Source organism: Pseudomonas sp. SLFW (genome assembly GCF_009905615.1).
Lineage (GTDB): Bacteria > Pseudomonadota > Gammaproteobacteria > Pseudomonadales > Pseudomonadaceae > Aquipseudomonas > Aquipseudomonas bambusae.
Genome location: NZ_JAAAKW010000005.1, coordinates 72,031 through 90,420 on the forward strand (window position 1 = coordinate 72,031; position 18,390 = coordinate 90,420).

General features: G+C 61.8%; 15 protein-coding genes. 8 read left to right on the forward strand and 7 right to left on the reverse strand.

Going from position 1 to position 18,390, the window contains the following annotated elements:
* Positions 1-33 precede the first annotated feature (33 nt).
* The 3 genes from pstC to pstB are packed head-to-tail and all read left to right on the forward strand — an operon-like array spanning position 34 to position 2,683.
* Positions 34-1,029, forward strand: a complete 996-nt coding sequence (pstC, locus tag GVN17_RS10760) for a phosphate ABC transporter permease subunit PstC (RefSeq protein WP_166595248.1) — start codon at positions 34-36, stop codon at positions 1,027-1,029.
* Positions 1,026-1,904: a phosphate ABC transporter permease PstA gene (pstA, locus tag GVN17_RS10765; protein WP_166595249.1), complete on the forward strand. Its 879-nt coding sequence runs from the start codon at positions 1,026-1,028 to the stop codon at positions 1,902-1,904. The genes pstC and pstA overlap by 4 nt, the downstream gene beginning before the upstream one ends.
* Positions 1,904-2,683 carry a phosphate ABC transporter ATP-binding protein PstB gene (gene pstB / locus GVN17_RS10770; protein ID WP_166595250.1) on the forward strand — a complete coding sequence of 260 codons (780 nt, stop codon included), beginning with the start codon at positions 1,904-1,906 and terminating at the stop codon, positions 2,681-2,683. The genes pstA and pstB overlap by 1 nt, the downstream gene beginning before the upstream one ends.
* Positions 2,684-2,885: 202 nt before the next feature.
* On the opposite strand, the gene GVN17_RS10775 is transcribed toward pstB, so the two are convergent.
* A complete protein-coding gene (locus tag GVN17_RS10775) occupies positions 2,886-3,818 on the reverse strand; it encodes a LysR family transcriptional regulator (protein WP_166595251.1) in 933 nt (310 codons plus the stop codon).
* A gap of 546 nt (positions 3,819-4,364) precedes the next feature.
* Here GVN17_RS10775 and GVN17_RS10780 point away from each other — a divergent pair.
* From GVN17_RS10780 to GVN17_RS10790, 3 genes are read left to right on the forward strand one after another with little or no spacing between them, the layout of a single operon-like run.
* Positions 4,365-5,165, forward strand: coding sequence for an SDR family oxidoreductase (locus GVN17_RS10780; RefSeq protein WP_166595252.1), 801 nt, complete (start codon positions 4,365-4,367; stop codon positions 5,163-5,165).
* On the forward strand, positions 5,158-7,005 hold the full coding sequence (locus GVN17_RS10785) for a glycoside hydrolase family 15 protein (RefSeq protein WP_166595253.1): 1,848 nt from the start codon (positions 5,158-5,160) through the stop codon (positions 7,003-7,005). The genes GVN17_RS10780 and GVN17_RS10785 overlap by 8 nt, the downstream gene beginning before the upstream one ends.
* 21 nt (positions 7,006-7,026) lie before the next feature.
* Entirely contained in the window at positions 7,027-7,236 is a 210-nt protein-coding gene (locus GVN17_RS10790; RefSeq protein ID WP_166595254.1) for a DUF2945 domain-containing protein, read from the forward strand.
* Between the two features lie 164 nt (positions 7,237-7,400).
* On the opposite strand, the gene GVN17_RS10795 is transcribed toward GVN17_RS10790, so the two are convergent.
* The 5 genes from GVN17_RS10795 to GVN17_RS10815 all read right to left on the reverse strand — a co-directional run bounded on the left by GVN17_RS10795 (position 7,401) and on the right by GVN17_RS10815 (position 13,386).
* Complete coding sequence (locus GVN17_RS10795; RefSeq protein WP_256665181.1) at positions 7,401-8,825, reverse strand: DUF2723 domain-containing protein; 1,425 nt, start codon at positions 8,823-8,825, stop codon at positions 7,401-7,403.
* Between the two features lie 61 nt (positions 8,826-8,886).
* A complete protein-coding gene (locus GVN17_RS10800; protein WP_371928532.1) occupies positions 8,887-9,873 on the reverse strand; it encodes a YbhN family protein in 987 nt (328 codons plus the stop codon).
* Entirely contained in the window at positions 9,870-10,610 is a 741-nt protein-coding gene (locus tag GVN17_RS10805; RefSeq protein ID WP_166595544.1) for an SDR family oxidoreductase, read from the reverse strand. Before GVN17_RS10805 ends, GVN17_RS10800 begins: the two co-directional genes overlap by 4 nt.
* A gap of 11 nt (positions 10,611-10,621) precedes the next feature.
* The gene (locus GVN17_RS10810) at positions 10,622-11,938 is read right to left on the reverse strand and encodes an FAD-binding oxidoreductase (protein ID WP_166595255.1); all 1,317 of its coding nucleotides are present in this window, start codon (positions 11,936-11,938) and stop codon (positions 10,622-10,624) included.
* Positions 11,935-13,386 (reverse strand): UbiA family prenyltransferase, encoded by a 1,452-nt coding sequence (locus GVN17_RS10815; protein WP_166595256.1) that lies wholly within the window; start codon positions 13,384-13,386, stop codon positions 11,935-11,937. The genes GVN17_RS10810 and GVN17_RS10815 overlap by 4 nt, the downstream gene beginning before the upstream one ends.
* A 310-nt stretch (positions 13,387-13,696) precedes the next feature.
* Here GVN17_RS10815 and norR point away from each other — a divergent pair, with 310 nt between their 5' ends.
* Positions 13,697-15,256 carry a nitric oxide reductase transcriptional regulator NorR gene (gene norR / locus GVN17_RS10820; protein ID WP_166595257.1) on the forward strand — a complete coding sequence of 520 codons (1,560 nt, stop codon included), beginning with the start codon at positions 13,697-13,699 and terminating at the stop codon, positions 15,254-15,256.
* Positions 15,257-15,333: 77 nt separating this feature from the next.
* On the opposite strand, the gene GVN17_RS10825 is transcribed toward norR, so the two are convergent.
* Positions 15,334-16,770, reverse strand: a complete 1,437-nt coding sequence (locus GVN17_RS10825; RefSeq protein ID WP_166595258.1) for an MFS transporter — start codon at positions 16,768-16,770, stop codon at positions 15,334-15,336.
* A 115-nt stretch (positions 16,771-16,885) separates the two neighbouring features.
* Between GVN17_RS10825 and GVN17_RS10830 the strand changes: the two genes are divergently transcribed.
* A complete protein-coding gene (locus tag GVN17_RS10830; protein WP_166595259.1) occupies positions 16,886-18,205 on the forward strand; it encodes an Nramp family divalent metal transporter in 1,320 nt (439 codons plus the stop codon).
* The last annotated feature ends 185 nt before the right edge of the window (positions 18,206-18,390 follow it).

Genomic DNA, 18,390 nt, shown 5'->3' on the forward strand with positions numbered 1-18,390 from the left:
CGGTGACAGGGTTTCCTTGCGAGTGGACCCACCATGACTGAGAACACCCAATATATGTCCGCTGTGATTCCGGATGCTGAATCCGAGAGCGAAAAACGCGCGGCCCGCGATCACCGACACGACGCCTGGTTCCGGCGCACGATGCTGGGAGCGGCTCTGTTGGTGCTGCTGTTGCTGGCGAGCATCGCTGGCTCGACGCTCTGGGGCGGTGCCCTGGCGTTCAAAACCTTTGGCTTCGAATTTCTTACCAGTACCGAATGGGACCCTGTCGCCGGTCATTTCGGCGCATTGGTGCCGATTTATGGCACGCTGGTCACCTCTTTCCTTGCGCTGCTGATCGCCGTTCCGGTGAGTTTCGGCATCGCGATTTTTCTGACTGAAGTGGCGCCGCCCTGGCTGCGCACACCGATTGCTTCCGCTGTCGAGTTGCTGGCGGGCATCCCCTCCATCATCTACGGCATGTGGGGCCTGTTCGTCTTCGGCCCCTTCATGGCGGCCTACCTGGCGCCCTGGATCAACGACAACCTCGGCGCATTGCCGCTGATCGGTCCGGTCTTCCAGGGTCCGCCGCTCGGCATCGGCATGCTCACCGCCGGTATCGTGCTGGCGATCATGATCACGCCGTTCATTACCTCCGTCATGACTGAAGTGTTCCGCAGCGTGCCAGTGGCCCTAAAAGAGTCGGCCTACGCACTGGGCGGCACGACTTGGGAAGTGGTCTGGGACATCGTCCTGCCCTACACCCGCTCGGCGGTGGTCGGCGGCGTCTTCCTGGGACTGGGTCGCGCACTGGGTGAAACCATGGCCGTGACGTTCGTACTGGGTAACGCTCACCAGTTCTCCGCATCGCTGATGATGCCAAGCAGTTCGATTGCGTCTGTGATCGCCAACGAATTCAGTGAGGCGTACACCGACCTGCATCGCTCGTCGCTGATCGCCCTGGGCTTCTTGCTGTTCGTTGTTACGTTCATCGTGCTGGCCATTGCCCGCCTGATGCTGTCCCGTCTGTCGCGCAAGGAGGGCCTATGAGTAAGGTCGACAACGAAAACCTGTATCGGATGCGGGCTTTCAAAAATAAGCTGGCGATGGTCCTGAGTTGCGGCGCGACCGTTTTCGGTCTGCTGTGGCTGGTGTGGATTCTGATCACCACCCTGGTCAACGGTTTCCAGGCGCTGAACCTGCGTCTGTTCACCGAAATGACACCGCCGCCAGGCGCTGAGGGCGGTCTGGCCAACGCCTTCTACGGCAGCTTCCTGATGTCCGGCATCGGTCTGTTGATCGGCACCCCTATCGGCCTGATGGCCGGTATCTGGCTGGCGGAATTCGCGCGCCACACCAAACTGGGCAACGCCGTTCGCTTCATCAACGACATCTTGCTGTCGGCGCCGTCGATCGTACTCGGTCTGTTTGTCTACACCGCCGTGATCCTGCCGATCAGTGCCGTGACCGACCACCGCATAGGCTTTTCGGCCTTCGCCGGTGCGCTCGCCCTGGCGTTGCTGGTGATTCCGGTCGTGGTGCGTACCACCGACGAAATGCTCCAACTGCAACCGGCGACCATGCGTGAAGCGGCGCTGGCTCTGGGCGTGCCACAGTGGAAACTGACCCTGCAGATTGTCCTGCGTGCCGCCCGTGCCGGTGTCATCACCGGTATCTTGCTGGCCTTGGCGCGCATCACCGGCGAAACCGCGCCGTTGCTGTTCACTGCATTTGGTAACCAGTTCTGGAGCGGTAACCTGCTCAAGCCGATCGCCAGCATTCCCGTCGTGATTTTCCAGTACGCCATGAGCCCGTTCGATGACTGGCACTCACTGGCCTGGGCCGGTGCCCTGATCATGACCCTGTTCGTACTGTTGCTGAGCCTCAGCTCCCGTCTCCTTCTTCTGCGCAATAAGGCATCCTGATGAATAACCTTTCGCTTGCCGACGAAAAAACCAAGATCCAGGTTCGCAACCTCGACTTCTACTACAACGGCCACCAGTCGTTGAAGTCCATCAACATGACCATTCCCGAGAAGCGCATCACGGCGATCATCGGCCCGTCGGGTTGCGGCAAGTCGACCATGCTGCGCGTGTTCAACCGCATCTACTCGATGTATCCGAAGCTGGAAGCCAAGGGCGAAGTCTTGCTCAACGGCGAAAACATCCTGGCGCCGGGCTATTCGATGAACCGTTTGCGCAGCCACGTAGGCATGGTGTTCCAGAAGCCGGTGCCGTTCCCGATGTCGATCTACGACAACATTTCGTATGCCGTGAAGCACCACGAAAAGCTGTCGCGTCGTGAGATGGAAGAGCGTGTCGAAGAAGCCCTGCGCGGGGCCGCGCTGTGGGATGAAGTGAAAGACAAGCTCAAGCAAAGCGCTCAGAGCCTGTCCGGTGGTCAGCAGCAGCGTCTGTGCATCGCCCGCACCATCGCACTGCGCCCGCAAGTGCTGTTGCTGGACGAACCGACCTCGGCACTCGACCCGATCTCCACCGGTCGCATCGAGCAACTGATCACGGAGCTGAAGGAACAGTTCACGGTGGTTATCGTGACCCACAACATGCAACAGGCCGCGCGTTGCTCGGACTACACCGCGTTCATGTTCCTGGGCGAACTGATCGAACACGGCGACACCGACACCATCTTCACCAAGCCGACCAAGACTCAGACCGAAGATTACATCACCGGTCGTTTCGGCTGATCCACGCTCCACGCCGTTGCCTGTGGCCGCTCAACCGGGTGGCCACAGGCACGACCCCGAACACCCTGTAGACCTGCAGCACCACGAAACCCCTGTAGGAGCGAATTCATTCGCGAAGGGCTGGTACATCCGACACTTCTCTGTCGGATGTTCGAACGCCTCGCGAATGAATTCGCTCCAACAGTTGGGCTTGCGTCACAGCTCAGCCTTTGGGCAGCGGCGGAATCGGGCTGTAATCCCCCATGAACTGCTCCAGCCGCTTGCGCAGCCAGCGCTCTGCCGGATCAGTGTCCATCACGCTCAGCCAGACCATCGACAGCTCCAGGTTCGGGGTAATGAACGGCAGCGGCTCCCCCTTCAACAGTCCCGAATTGCCCATCGCCAACGTCAGATGATCCGGCAGGTTGCACAACAGGTCGGTCCCGGCCATCAAGGCGGGCAGGGTGCTGTATTGCGGCACCGACAGGACGGCCTTGCGCTTGCGCCCGATGGCCGCCAGCCACTCATCCGCGAAGCTTGAAATATTCGCCACGTGGGAGACCACCACATGCGGCCGTGAGCAGTATTCGTCCAGGGTCAAGGGTTCGGGCGAATCGTCTGCCCGCACCACCATTGGCTGCACGCTGCGCAGCAACTTGCGCTTGGCATTGGCGGGGAGTTCGCGGGTCAGGCACACACCGACCGTGATCTCACCGGACATGAGCAATTCGGAGACATTCCAGTAGCTGACCTGCTGAATGACGATCACGACCCCCGGTGCTTCCTGGCGAATGGCGCGCAACAGGGGCGGCAACAGGCTGTATTCGACATCGTCAGACAGGCCGATGCGGAAGGTCATGTCGCTGCTGGCGGGGTCGAAATCGCGGGTCAGGCTCAGCGCCACGGACATCGCGTCCAGGGCCGGCGACAGGTGGTGGATGATCTCGTTGGCCCGCGCCGTGGGTTCCATGCGGTGGCCTACGCGGATGAACAAGGGGTCGTTGAACAACGCTCGAAGCCGGTTCAGGGCGGCGCTGATGGTGGGCTGGCCAAGGAACAGCTTCTCGGCGGCTCGGGTCACGTTGCGCTCTTGCATCAAGGTCTCGAACACCACCATCAGGTTGATGTCGGCCTTGCGCAGCTCGTTGCGATTCATACCTGATCCCTGTTACGCGACATTCGTCACCCTGCTCGTTGAAAGCCTGCGAAATGATGACCGGCAGTTTATGAAGCACCGTCGTCCGCCGTCCAGCGTAACCGTATGTTTCGCGGACCGGTTGGTTAACGGAAGGGCTTTGCGCCCTGTGCCTGTCGACCGACGCACAGACCTGTGGGAGCGAATTCATTCGCGAAAACGGTATTCCAGGCGATGGAGATGCGGCGCCTGCGCCGACGATTCGCGAATGAATTCGCTCCCACAGCGGTTTACCTGCGCTGCGGAGTCTGAGCCAGACACAAACCTTAACGTGTGGGAGCGGATTCATTCGCGAAAACGGTATGCCAGGCGATGGAGATGCAGCGTCTGGGCCGACGATTCGCGAATGAATTCGCTCCCACAGCGGTTCACCTGCGCTGCGGCGTCTGAGCCAGACACAAACCTCCCAAAGGTTTTTGATCGGGTGCAGCCTGGCGACATCCGCAATGAACTTCCATCCAAGGCCATCAGTCAGCATTTAAACGCTCATCTGAGGCTCGACATTCCATGCAGATTTCCTTGAAAGGCCAGGTCGCGCTGGTAACCGGTGCCAGCTCTGGCTTAGGCCTGGGCGCGGCCCGAGGGCTGGCGGCTTCCGGCGCCGCGGTCGTGGTCAATTACCACTCCCAACCCGAACCCGCAGAAAAACTGGTAGATGAGATATTGAAAGCGGGCGGCCGAGCCATTGCCGTCCGCGCCGACGTGTCGAAAGAGGAGGAGGTCGAGGCCCTGTTCGCCGAAACCCTCAAGGCGTTCGGTCGGCTGGACATCCTGCTCGCCAACTCGGGCCTGCAAAAAGATGCCCCTATTGCTGAACTCAGCCTCGACGACTGGAACACCGTGATCAGCGTCAACCTCACCGGCCAGTTCCTCTGCGCCCGTGCGGCGTTGCGCCAGTTCGCCAAGCAGGAGATCCGCCCCGAGATTTCCCGCGCACTGGGCAAGATCATTCACATGAGTTCCGTGCACCAGGTGATTCCTTGGGCCGGGCATGTCAACTACGCCGCCTCGAAAGGCGGAGTGGACCTGCTGATGCGCTCCATTGCCCAGGAAGTCGGCGAGCAGCGCATCCGCGTCAACAGCATCGCGCCGGGGGCGATTCGTACGGCGATCAACACCAAGGCCACCACCGGCGATGCCGAAAAATCGCTGCTGAAACTGATTCCCTATGGCCGCGTGGGCGAAGCGGAAGACGTCGCCAACGCGGTCGTCTGGCTCGCCTCCGACGCCTCCGATTACGTGCACGGCACCACGCTGTTCATCGACGGCGGCATGAGCCTGTATCCGGAGTTTCGCAACAATGGTTGAGCCTTCCCGCACGCAACACGACCCGCGCGACGAGCCGCAGAATGCCATCGAGAACCACGGCATCATCGGCGACATGCGCAGCGCCGCATTGGTGGCCGATACCGGCAGCATCGACTTCTGCTGCTGGCCGGATTTTGACAGCCCGAGCATCTTCACGGCGCTGCTCGACACCCCGGACGCCGGGATCTTCCAGCTGTCGCCCATCCTTCCCGACGCACGCCGTCAGCAGTTGTACCTGCCTGAAACCAACGTGCTGATGACTCGCTGGATCGCCAAGGATGCCGTGGTCGAAGTCACCGATCTGATGCCCATCGCTGACGAAGTCGAGGACCTGCCACGGCTGGTGCGGCGCATTCACGTGCGTCATGGCACGACGAAAGTGCGGATGCTGTGCCGCGTCCGCCACGATTACAGCCGCGCCGAAACCACCGCGCAGATGGAGGGCAAAGACGTGCGCTTCGAAGCCCAGGGCCAACCGGCCATGCGCCTCTGTGCCACGGTTGACCTGTCGCTGGACGGCCATGCGGCCATCGCCGAATTCGAGATGAAGCAGGGCGATATCGTCGAGTTCATGCTCGGCGGCGCCGACGACGAAAACGTCCGCGCTACGCAATGCGATTGCGACCTCAAAAGTACCGTCGATTACTGGCAGCACTGGAGCCGTCACTCCAACTACCGGGGTCGCTGGCGGGAAACCGTCAATCGTTCAGCGCTCGCCCTCAAACTTCTGACATCGCGCAAACACGGCGGCATCGTCGCGGCGGCCACGTTCGGGCTGCCGGAAGAAGAGGGCGGCGAGCGCAACTGGGATTACCGCTACACCTGGATTCGTGATGCGTCGTTTACCGTCTACGCCTTCATGCGCCTGGGCTACACCGACGAAGCCAACGCATTCATGCACTGGGTCCGCGAGCGCATGGGCGACTGCTGCGACGACTCGACCAAGCTCGGCATCCTGTATTCCCTCGCGGGCCAAGAAGAACTGCCCGAAGAAAACCTGACGCACTTCTCCGGCTACGGCGGCGCAACGCCCGTGCGCATCGGCAACGAAGCCTACAAACAGACGCAACTCGACATCTACGGCGAGCTGCTGGACGCCGTGTACCTGGCCAACAAATACGGCGAGGCCATCTCCCACGAAGGCTGGAAACACACCACCCGATTGGTCAACGAACTCTGCGAAAACTGGCGCAGCAAGGACGTCGGCATCTGGGAAATGCGCGGCGACGATCAGCACTTCCTGCACTCGCGACTGATGTGCTGGGTGGCGCTGGATCGCGCGCTGCGTCTGTCGTTCAAGCGTTCGCTGCCTGCGCCGTTCGAGCGCTGGACCAACGAGCGTCAGGCCATCCACGACGACATCTGGGGAAACTTCTGGGACCACGACCTCGGCCATTTCGTCCAGCACAAAGGCAGCAAAAACCTCGACGCCTCAATGCTGCTCATGCCGCTGGTGCGGTTCGTCGGCGCCAGCGATCCGAAATGGCTATCGACCCTTGATGCCATCGAACGCACCCTGGTGCGCGACGGCATGGTCTACCGCTACCGCAACGACGATGACTACGGCGACGGCCTCGACGGCGAAGAAGGCGCGTTCGTCGCCTGCTCCTTCTGGTACGTCGAATGCCTCGCGCGGGCAGGACGCGTGGAACAGGCGCATCTGGAGTTCGAACAGTTGCTGCGCTACGCCAATCCTTTGGGCCTCTACGCCGAAGAGTTCGACACCCATGGCCATCACCTCGGCAACACCCCGCAGGCCCTGAGCCACCTTGCCCTCATCAGCGCCGCCACCTTCCTCGACCGCAAACTCGAAGGCAGCCAGACCCTCTGGCAGCCCTGAGCGTTAACAAGGAGCAACCCTATGACCCATAAATTTAAAAAAGGCGATCACGTGCGCTGGAACTCAGACGTGGGGCATGTGGTGGGGGTGGTCACCAAGGTGCACACCAAGGATGTTGAGTTCATGGGCAAACATCGGCCTGCGTCGGAAGATGAGCCGCAATATGAGGTGAAGAGCGACAAGACCGGGCATTTGGCGATGCACAAGGAAGGCGCGTTGGAGAAGGTCTGACCACAATCCGGTCGCTCTACGATCTGCGTGTGCCCCGGATCTAAACCTGTGGGAGCGAATTCATTCGCGAAGTCGGAGGTACGGACGACGCAGAGGTGTCGCCAGCACTAGTGTTCACGAATGAATTAGCTCCCACAGAGCGCCGCGTCAGCCTCGAAACCTCTTTACTTCACCCGCAACTCATACCCCACCGGCAACGTCTCCAACGTAAACCGGTCCGCGATCATCCCGCAGTAACTGGTCCGTGCCAGATACGCCCCTGGCCCTTTCAAATAAGCATCGATGTTCGCGACTTCTTCACACAACTCAAACGTCCGCCCTTTGAGCAAGCCACTCGCCTGGGCGGATCGCAGGGCACCGTTGGGCGTCCAGTCGGCGATGATGAGGGCGCCTTCGGGGGCGGACTTTTCGTAGCTGCGCACGAACTCTTCGGCGGAACGGTCGGTGAGGTAGGGCACCATGAAATAGTGAATGTCGTTGCGAAACGGTAGGGTTTCCTTGTGCACGGGCAACTGAATGGCGCCACTGGCGTAAACGGCGAACACCGCGAGGATGACGACAGGCGCGGCGAGGGGCGAGGCGGTGGCAAGGCCCGCAGCGTTGCGCGGCAGCAGGGCGTACAGCTGAATCACGCCGATGATGCTCAGCAGCACGGCCCCTGGCAGGAAGAACGTGAAGCGGTCGGTGACGTTATAAGAGACCGCGAAGATGAAGTTCATCATTGCCGCCGCCCACAACACCCGCAGCGCCGGACGCTTGGGGAACAGCAGCAGGCCGACGAGTTGCGGGCCGATCAGCGACAGCATCAGCAGCACCACCGAGTTCTTCTCGTGCCACATGTCGTCGAAACGGAACAGCGAGCCTTGCCAGCTTTGCTCCGTGGTGCGGTCGGGGATGCCGATCAGGTAGCGATGACCGATGTCGTAGAGGCTCAGCCCGTTCTGCATTTCGTTGATGACGCCGGGGATTGCCACCCCGAAACCCACGACGAAGCCGGGCACGGTGATGAGAATGCGCGCCTTGTGCTGCCAGAGCATCTGCACGTACAGCGGGAACAATACGATGAAGGTCAACTGGTGAATCGCAGCGGCGAGGCCGGTCAATACGCCGATCAGGAACAGCGCGGGCATCACGCCCAGACGCGGTTTGTCTCTGAACTGGATCATGTAGGCGAAGATCACCAGCACCGTGTGCAGGATGTAGACCTCGGCCTTGGTCGAGACCCAGAACACGCAGTGACACAGTACGGCGGTGGCCGCGGCGACCAGCGCCTGCTGGGTCGTCGCGCCGACGCCTTTGGCGAGACGGTAGATGGCCCAGCCCAGCGGGATCAGCAACAGCGAATTCATGAAGCTCAACACCAGCGGCCCGAAGCCTGCAAACAGCGCGGTGCTTACGAACAGATAAAGCGGGTGGTCCAGCGGGCCGAGGGTCTGACTGAAGAAATGGCCTTGGGACGCGTCGGCGAGGAACATGCCGTTGTCCATCCACTGGATCGGACCGCTTGATGCGAGAAAGCTGGCGAGAATCGCCCCGATCATCAACAGCGCGGAAATCAGCATTGATCGATTGCGTACGGCTGCCACCATGAGTTGCACTCCTGTCCCTGTTTTTGCATGACGCGCAGCCGAACGGCGGTGCGCGTGAACCTTACTGAACCGCTTCGCGCCGAGGCGCCGCTTCACCCTTGAGCTTGAACAACATGACTGCGCCGATGGCCACGGCGAACCACAAGGTCGCCAGGCGAATCAGCACTGTGGCGGCCACGGCGTCGGCGCTGTTCATGCCTTTCCACACCAGCAGCCCGACCATCACCGCTTCCGCGCCACCCAGGCCCCCCGGCATGAAACTCACGGCCCCCGCGAGCATCGCCAAGGCGTACACGAACACCGCGAAGGTCAGCGGAATGTCCGCGCCCATCCAGTGCAGAATCCAGTCGAAAGCCAGCGCTTCCGCGCTCCAGGCCACGACGCTCAAGGCGGTGAGGCCCAGCATCAAGCGCAGGCGGTGACATTGCTGGGCATGCACCAGCACTTGCAGCAGATGGCGCAACAGGCCGATGACCTTGCCGCCCTCGGTGGGCACCAACAGGGTCAGGCGTTCCAGCAAACGACGTTGCGACAGCACCAGCAGGCCGGCCAGCCCCAGCCCCACGCCCACGACGATCATCGGCATCGCCTCGGGGTACAGCGACAGGCCGAAGAGGGTCAGCAGCACCACGGCGAACAGGTCCGACAGGCGCTCGCTGAAGAACGCCGCGAAACTCTGCGGATAGGGCACGCCCCAGCGTTTCAGCAGCACGCCGCGCAACGCTTCTCCGGCTTTGCCCGGCGTGGTGGTCAGGGCGAACCCGGCCAGGTAAATGTTCAGGCTCGGGCGCCACGGCATGGGGTGTCCCAGCACCTTGAGGTACGCCTGCCAGCGCACGAAACGCAGGCCGTAGTTCACCGACGACATGAACAGCGCGATGACGATGCCGATCAGGCCGACTTCGCGCACCGCTGCGCCCACGGCCTGCCAGCCGCCCCATAGCGAAAAGGCCAGGTAGCCCAACGCCGAGCCCACCACTGACAGCACGACAGCGCGGTAGCGCCAGCCCGAGAGCTGGACCGGTTCTTCGGAGGCTGTCGCGTTCACAGGTTCAGCCTCTTAAACACGGGCTGCGGGATCGAGCGGATGATCAGCATGATCAAGGCCCAGAACCCTGGCGCGTACAGGGTCGGCACCTTGTTGGCGATGCCTTTGACGATCCGTTGCGCAACCTGCGCCGGTTGCGCCAGCAGCGCGGCGGGCAGCGTCAGGCCTTGGGTCATCGGGGTGTCGACGAAGCCCGGCTTGATCGTGGTGACGTGCACGCCCAGCTTGAACAGCCGCGCCTGCAGCCCTTCGCAATAGGTCGAAACCGCCGCCTTGGCGCTGCCATACAGGTAATTCGAAGGCCGTCCGCGATCTGCCGCCACCGACGAAATGATCGCCAGACTGCCGCAGCGCTGGGTCTCGAATTGCGTTGCCAGCACCGTCAACAAGGCAATCACCGACGTGCAATTGTTGGCGAATTCACGCAGGGCCAGATGCACGTCGCGCTCGCAGGCTTTCTGATCGGGTAGGGTGCCGTGGGCGATCAGCGCGATGTCGATCTGGCCCAGGGCGGTCAGGCAGCGGCCCATCATCAGCGGGTGGGCGTCGATGTCGTTGGCGTCCATTTCATGCAGCGTGACGTTCTTCGCGCCCCGGGCCTTGAGGTCGGCGGCGGTCTGCTGGAGTTTGTCGACGTTGCGCGCGACCAGAAAGAAATCGCTGCCCTCGGTGGCCCACAAACGGGCGCAGGCGGTGGCGATGGCCGATGTCGCGCCAATGATCAGCACTTTTTTCATGTGGGGTGTGTTCATAGCAGCACGCGGCTCCAGAAACGGGACATCAGAGAGGGATCGCGCAGCGCTTCCAGTCGCTCCCAGGCGGGGTACGCCCGACGAAAGTCCGCGCCGCTCATATGGGCATCCTTGGCCGGATACAAGCGGCCTCCCGCAGCCCGAACGATGTCGTCCAGGCGCGGGAATACAACGTCCTCCAGGTGTTCGCTCTGGGGGAAGTCCAGTGCCAGCGAGGTCCCCGGCATCGGAAATGACAGCAAGCCTGGCGAGCGCACGTCGCCGCAGCGCTTGAGCACCGCGAGAAACGAGCCTTGCCCCGCATCGGCGATGGCCCGCAACAGCTCGCCCATTGCCGCTTCGGCGTTGGCGGTGGGAATCACGCATTGATACTGCTGAAAGCCCCGGCGACCGTAGATGCGGTTCCAGTGCAGGATGCGATCCAGTGGGTAGAAAAACGGTTCGTAAGCGCTGCGCCCCGGCGTGCGCCGACTCGGGTGCACGCGCCAATACAGGTTGTTGAAAGCGCTCAGGGACAGTTTGTTGATCAGCGACACCGGTGGCGTGACCGGGATGCTCAATTTAGTGCGACGCTCGGTAGCCAGCGAGCCGTACTGCGCGTGATCGCCGACGATGAACACGCCGCGCCCGGTGTCGGCGCCTTTGGCCAGGCAGTCGACCCAGGCGACGCTGTACTCGTGCTTGTCGTCCAGTTCATCCGAGAGCGCGAAGAATTCGGCGAGGTTGGCGAAGCGCACGGTGGTGGTGTCGATCTGGCTGGCGCGGATCGGCATCAATTGGATTTGCGCCCAATGAATGATCCCGGTCAGCCCCAGGCCGCCAATGCTGGCTGCGAATAATGACGCGTTGACGCTGGGAGAACAGACCATCTCCGGCTGGCCGTGACGCAACAGCCCGAAGCTGCGCACGTGACGGCCAAACGTGCCGCGCACGTGGTGATTCTTGCCATGTACGTCGTTGGCGATTGCGCCGCCGACGGTGGCGAATTGGGTACCGGGGGTGACCGGGAGAAACCAGCCGTGGGGAATCGCGACGCTCAGGACTTCGGCGAGGGTGATGCCCGTTTCGACCTTGAGCACGCCGTTGTCCCAGTCGGCCTCGATCAGCCTGTCCAGCGAGCGCATGTGCAGCACCTGATCGCTGGCCGCGAGGCAACTGTCGCCGTAGCTGCGGCCATTGCCATAAGGCAGGCTGCTGCGGTGATCATCGATCACCCGGTCGAGGTGCGCGGGCAGGTCGTCGAGCCAGACACAGCTGTGACCCCGTTGCGGACTCTGGGGGAAACGGCCCCAGGAATACAGGGGTGTGCTCATGCGGCGATCCAGAACATCAACAGGAAAATTGCGCCGATCAACTGGCTGGTGCGGTCGCGGATGGCGAACACCACCGGGTCTTCGTTCATCTGCCCGCGATGGGTCAGCATCCACACGCGGGTGACCCAGAACAGCAGCAGCGGGCACGCCAGCCAGATCACGTGGGGCGTGACGTACAGCGCGGTGGTCTTGGCGTCCTGGATGTACAGCGCCAGGACCATCACCGCCAGATACCCGGACGACGCACCGAGGGAGGCGATCATGTCCAGGTCACCGGGGTAATAGCCGCGCCCTCGGGCGAAGGTGTTCACTTCCCGAGCGCGAGCGTCGCGCAACTCGGCGTAGCGCTTGACCATCGCCAGACTCAGGAAGATGAACATCGAGAACGCGAGAATCCAGAAGGTCAGCGTGAGGTTGAACGCGGCGACCCCGGCAATGATGCGCGCGGTGTAGAGCATCGCCAGCGCGATCACGTCCCAGGCCATCAGCCGTTTGAGCTTGAGCGAGTAGGCCAGCGTGAGGCCGTAATACGCGGCCATGACCGCCGAGAACTGCCAAGGTAACAACAGCAACGCGGCGCCGAAGGCGGTGAGCAGTAGCGTCGGGACGAGAATCAGCCCGGCCTTGATCGACAGCCGTCCACTGGCAAACGGGCGGTTGCATTTGCTCTTGTGGTGGCGGTCGTCGCACAGGTCCAGCAGGTCGTTGAGGATGTAGACGCTGGAGGCGCACAGGCCGAAGCAGAAGAAGGCGAATATGCCGTCGCGCATCAGGTCGAATTGCGCCAGGCGGTGGGACGCCAGTAGCGGCACGAAAATCAGGGCGTTTTTCAGCCACTGGTGCATGCGCAGCGCCTTGCGCCAATCCCGCAGGCTGGCGGTGTGGGTGCGGATCGTCGGTTCGACTTGGGTCATGGCCTCTACGCGGGACTCAACCCCTGAATCCGGGTTGACCACGTAGGCTTGGCGGGAGACTTTCCAGATCGGCAAATCATCTTTCGAGTTGCCGATGTAATCGAAGCCGCCTTCACCGTAGTGCGCAACTAAGAGGTCACGTTTGTTATTGCCGGACAAGTTGCGATTGGCATTGGACGCTAATACCAGGTCAAACAGTTGAAGGTGTTCGGCAATCTTCTCCGCCAGACTGACATGGCTCGCCGTGGCCAATACGATCATCCGTCCCGTGGCTCTTTCAGCCTGGATCATTTCAATGATCTGGGGATCGTACGGTAATACGGATACATCGATTTCCGTCCCCAGCGCCAAGCCTTCCTTGAGCGCCGCCTTGCCTTTGAGCAACCACCGAAGGAGGCTGAACGCCTTGAGTGGCGTGCCTCTGACAAAGGCCATGGCCGTTTCCATCAGCAGATCGGAACGTAACAATGTGCCGTCCAGATCAACGACCAGCGGGGGAAACGTTTCCTGAACTCTTCCCTGAATTCTTGCCATGTTCGGGTGCTCCTTTGGGGATCAGTCCGACTATAAACAAAAATGTTTTTTCGAAACTTCATTTAAATTAAAGGGTCTCGCGCGGTGCGACGAGTGTCTGACGTCAGATTTAAACAACGCGTTATACCGGCACTATGAAGTGCAAATGTCTCAAGGGTGAAACAGCGCGCGGCGATTAATTGGCGACCAACTAATGGCGTATGTCTATGCCGTTGCGTGGGTGAAATCGTGCGGATTGGCCCTGGCGGCGCTTCGGGCCGGTGTCATAATGACAACGTTTTTTCGGCGCTTAACCGTGTTCTGGAGTTCTATGACCCACCCCTTGCTGCTGGCCCTCGTGCCCCTTGTGGCCGACTTGTCCCGTGATTTGCCAGACCAGGAACGTTATCGGCGGCTGTTACGCTCGCTGCGGCAGTTGCTGCCCTGTGATGCCGTCGCGTTGCTCCGGCTTGAGGAGGACGTGCTGGTGCCGTTGTCGGTCGAGGGATTGAGCCCTGACACCCTGGGCCGCCGCTTTCGGCTTGGCGAGCACCCGCGGCTGGACATCATCGTACAAAACCGCGAGCCCACGCGGTTTTCCACCGACTGTGACTTGCCGGACCCCTACGACGGTCTGGTTGACGGGGTACACGGCGACCTCGAAGTGCACGATTGCCTCGGCTGTCCGCTGTACGTGCAGGACACGTTGTGGGGCGTCATCACGCTGGACTCGCTGGACCCGGCGCGTTTCGGCAGCGCCGATCTGCGGGATCTGCAAGCGTTTGCCAGCCTCGCTGCGGCGACGGTCATGGCCAGTGAACGCATGAGCCTGCTGGCCCGCAGCGTCGAAGATCAGCGGCAACTGGCTGAAGTCTACAAGCGCGCTGCGGGAGGGCGCGGGCCCCGAGAGTTGATTGGGCAAAGCGCGGTGCATCGCCGCTTGCAGCAGGAAATCCAGCTGGTGGGCAACAGCCCGCTGACGGTGTTGATCACTGGTGAAACCGGCGTCGGCAAGGAGCTGGTGGCCGAAGCCATTCACCTGCAATCGCCTCGTGCCCAGAAGCCGCTGATCAGCCTCAATTGCGCCGCGCTCCCTGAATTACTGGTGGAAAGCGAACTGTTTGGTCACGTCAAAGGCGCGTTTTCGGGGGCCGTCAGTGGGCGCAGCGGCAAGTTCGAACTGGCCGACGGGGGCTCGATCTTCCTCGACGAAGTAGGAGAGTTGCCGCTGCCGGTGCAATCCAAGTTGCTGCGGGTGTTGCAGAGCGGGCAATTGCAGCGGGTGGGGTCCGATCAGGAGCATCGCGTGGACGTGCGCATCATCGCCGCCACTAATCGTGATCTCGCGGAGGAAGTGCGCGCCGGGCGTTTCCGGGCTGACCTCTATCACCGTCTGAGCGTGTACCCGTTGGTGGTGCCGCCCTTGCGCGAGCGAGGCCGGGATGTGTTGCTGCTCGCCGGGTATTTTCTGGAAGAGAACCGCGCACGGATGGGCTTGCGCAGCCTACGGATGAGTCCCGAGGCGCAAGGGGTGTTGCTGGGTTATTCATGGCCGGGCAACGTGCGCGAACTGGAGCACCTGATCAGCCGCGCTGTGCTGAAAGCCCTGTCGGCCCACAGCGAAAGGCCGCGCATTCTGACCATCGAGGCGCCCGCGCTGGGGCTGGAGGATGAATCGCCCGTCGCCCTCGGTACGCCATCGCTGCTCGCGGACGTGCACCCGGTGGTCAAACCCGGCGAGGGGCTGAAAGAGGCGGTCGACGGGTTTCAGACGCTGCTGATCAACGAGGCGTTGAGTCGGCACAACGGCAAATGGGCCGAGGTAGCGCGAGAGCTGAACCTGGACCGCGCCAACCTCAGTCGGTTGGCGAAGCGGTTGGGGATCAGGTGAGCGCCAGGCTCCGCTTTTGATTCTGGCCGGACTCCCACGGCCTCCGGCCAGAATCAAAAGCCCTTGCCCTGCGCCCCTCACCGATGCGCAATATCCTCCAGCGCCAGGTTCCGCGTTTTCGGCCCGAACGCGCCGATGGTGATGATCACGATCAGCATGCTGACGACGATGAAGGTCAACACCCCCGGCGTGCCGAAATGGTCGAGGAACAGGCCGATCAACAGGCTGCTGAACACCGTCGACAACCGACTGAACGAATAGCAAAACCCCACGGCGCGGGCGCGGATGTTGGTGGGGAACAGTTCGCTCTGGTACGAGTGATAGGCGAAGCTCAGCCACGCGTTACAGAACGTGATCATCACCCCGCAGACGATCAGCCCTGCCGCCGTACTCTGTTGCGCGAACAGCGTGCCGAAGATCATGGCCCCCAGCGCCGAGCCGACGATCTGCCATTTGTTCTCGAAACGGTTGGCGAACTTCACGAACAGCAGCGGCCCCAGCGGGTAGGCGAGGGTGATGATGAAGGCGTATGCCAGGCTGTGGGTGACGCTGACGCCTTGACCCGAGAGCAAGGCCGGCAGCCAGTTGCCGAAGCCGAAAAAGCCGATGGCCTGGAACACATGAAACACAATGAGCATCAGCGCGCGACGGCGATAGGGCGGCTGCCAGATGTCAGCGAAACGGCCTTTGCCTTCGACGGCCACGTTGTGGGTTTCCGGAGCGTCCAGCGCCTGGCCATGGTCCTTCACGCAGCGTGCTTCGAGGTCGTCCATGATCTTTTCGGCCTCGGCAAATCGTCCGTGCTGCGCCAGCCAGCGTGGCGACTCCGGCAACCGTGAACGCAACCACCAGATGAACAGCGCGAACACCGCACTGGCAATCACCACCCAACGCCAGCCCGCAATGCCGAATGGGTCCTGTGGCACCAGCCACCAGGACATCAACGCCACCGACGGCACCGACAGAAACTGCACAAAGAATGCAAAGGCGAACGCCGAACTGCGCATGCGCTTGGGCACCAGCTCCGAGAGGTAGGCGTCGATGGTCACCAGCTCGATGCCCAGGCCGATGCCCACCAGAAAACGCATGCAGATGATGCCCAGCGCTGAGGTCTGGATGCCCATCAGCACGGTGGCGACGGTGTACCAGATCAGCGCGAAGGTGAAGATCGCACGGCGGCCAAAGCGATCGGCAATCGGGCTCAGCAGGCTGGCGCCGAGAAACAGGCCGAGAAAGGTCGCCGAGGCGAATGCGGCCTGGTCGGAAAAGCCAAACACGCCCTGTGCGCCCGTGGCGAAGAGGCCGTCGCGAATCAGGCCGGGGCTGATGTAGGCGGTCTGGAACAGGTCGTAGAGTTCGAAGAAGCCGCCGATGGACAGCAACGCCACCAGTTTCCAGATCGTTGAAACGGCAGGGAGGCGATCGATGCGCGCAGAAATCCGGGCGGCGCGAACGGGGTCGATGCCATCCATTGGGGTTTGGGCAGGGTCGGAGGAGGGCGAAAGCGAAGACATTATTGTTTTCCAGTTCCGTGGGACGACGCATGTTAGAGCTTTTGCAGAGATTCAAGACAAAATATTTCCCGGCGTTTAAGCTTCATGGCTGATCGCAATCACCCGCCGGACTCCCGTGAAATACAAACTCCCCACCACCGCCACCGCGCCGTTTTGCCCCTCTGCCGTGACCGACACCGTCGCGATTCCGGCCAATGCTTCGTTCCTGCGCAAGTTGATGCTGTTCGTCGGGCCAGGCCTGCTGATTTCCATTGGCTACATGGACCCGGGCAACTGGGCGACGGCCATCGAAGCGGGATCGCGTTTCGGTTACGCGCTGCTGTTCGTGGTGGTGCTGGCGAGCCTGTCCGGGATGGTGTTGCAGAACTTGTGTTCGCGTCTGGGGATCGCCACCGGCCGGGACCTGGCGCAGTTGTCGGCTGAACGCTACAGCCGTCGTGTGGGCATGGGGCAGTGGATTCTGGCCGAGCTGTCGATCCTCGCGACGGACCTGGCGGAAGTGCTCGGCGCGGCGCTGGCCTTTCACCTGCTGCTGGGCGTGTCGATCACCACGGGCGTGGCGTTGACGGCGTTCGACACCGTGATCGTGCTCGCCCTGCAGGGCGCCAATTTTCGTCGTCTGGAAGCGATCATTCTGGGCCTGATCGCAACCATCGCGACCTGCTTCTTTATTGAATTGGTGCTGATCAAACCGTTCTGGCCGGATGTGGTTGCCGGGTTGAAACCGTCGTGGGACGTATTGAGTCAGCAAGAACCGCTGTACATCGCCATCGGCATTCTGGGTGCGACCGTGATGCCCCATAACCTCTATCTGCATTCGTCAGTGGTGCAGACCCGGGTCAATGGCAGCTCTGTCGAGAGCAAGGCCAGTGCGATTCGTTATGCGCGTGTCGACACCATCGCCTCCCTGAGCCTGGCGCTGGTGATCAACGCGGCGATCCTGATCCTTGCGGCGGCGGCCTTTCATGGCAACGGCCATTCCGACGTGGTGGAAATTCAGGACGCCTACCACCTGCTTGATCCGCTGGTGGGCGGCGCCTTGGCCAGCGTGCTGTTCGGGATTGCGCTGCTGGCGGCGGGGCAAAGCTCGACGTTCACCGGGACCATCGCCGGTCAGGTGGTGCTGGAAGGTTTCCTCAACGCCAAGATCCCGTGCTGGCAACGCCGCCTGATCACGCGGGCGCTGGCGCTGATTCCGGCACTGGCCGGTGTGATCTGGTTCGGCGACGGGGCGGTGGGCAAGATGCTGGTGCTGAGCCAGGTCGTCCTCAGCCTGCAACTGCCGTTCGCCTTGTGGCCGCTGATCCGCTTCACCAGCGACAAACAGCTCATGGGGCCGTTTGCCAATAACACCGTGACCAAGGTGCTGGCGTGGGGGCTGTTCGGCCTGATCTCGCTGGCGAACGTGATGTTGATGGTGTTTTGGGTGAATTGAGTTTGGTGGCGCTTGCGGCGTTTGATCCGGTGCCACGTTTTTTTGATTCTGGCCCGAGATGATGGCTATACCTCGATCCGCTTCTGGCCGCAGGCCGTGGGAGTTGGCTTGCCTACGATCTACTGCGCAGCAGTAGCAAAACCGGGCACCTCGGTTTCGTCAGACAAACCGCGTACGCGGGATAT

Bases quoted from the DNA above. Each gene is read 5' to 3' on its own strand.
- GVN17_RS10785 (WP_166595253.1), top strand. From the start codon at position 5,158: ATGGTTGAGCCTTCCCGCACGCAACACGACCCGCGCGACGAGCCGCAG.
- GVN17_RS10795 (WP_256665181.1), bottom strand. From the start codon at position 8,825: ATGGTGGCAGCCGTACGCAATCGATCAATGCTGATTTCCGCGCTGTTG.
- GVN17_RS10815 (WP_166595256.1), bottom strand. From the start codon at position 13,386: ATGGCAAGAATTCAGGGAAGAGTTCAGGAAACGTTTCCCCCGCTGGTC.
- GVN17_RS10825 (WP_166595258.1), bottom strand. From the start codon at position 16,770: ATGTCTTCGCTTTCGCCCTCCTCCGACCCTGCCCAAACCCCAATGGAT.
- GVN17_RS10805 (WP_166595544.1), bottom strand. From the start codon at position 10,610: ATGAAAAAAGTGCTGATCATTGGCGCGACATCGGCCATCGCCACCGCC.
- pstB (WP_166595250.1), top strand. From the start codon at position 1,904: ATGAATAACCTTTCGCTTGCCGACGAAAAAACCAAGATCCAGGTTCGC.
- GVN17_RS10810 (WP_166595255.1), bottom strand. From the start codon at position 11,938: ATGAGCACACCCCTGTATTCCTGGGGCCGTTTCCCCCAGAGTCCGCAA.
- GVN17_RS10780 (WP_166595252.1), top strand. From the start codon at position 4,365: ATGCAGATTTCCTTGAAAGGCCAGGTCGCGCTGGTAACCGGTGCCAGC.
- pstA (WP_166595249.1), top strand. From the start codon at position 1,026: ATGAGTAAGGTCGACAACGAAAACCTGTATCGGATGCGGGCTTTCAAA.
- pstC (WP_166595248.1), top strand. From the start codon at position 34: ATGACTGAGAACACCCAATATATGTCCGCTGTGATTCCGGATGCTGAA.
- GVN17_RS10775 (WP_166595251.1), bottom strand. From the start codon at position 3,818: ATGAATCGCAACGAGCTGCGCAAGGCCGACATCAACCTGATGGTGGTG.
- norR (WP_166595257.1), top strand. From the start codon at position 13,697: ATGACCCACCCCTTGCTGCTGGCCCTCGTGCCCCTTGTGGCCGACTTG.
- GVN17_RS10790 (WP_166595254.1), top strand. From the start codon at position 7,027: ATGACCCATAAATTTAAAAAAGGCGATCACGTGCGCTGGAACTCAGAC.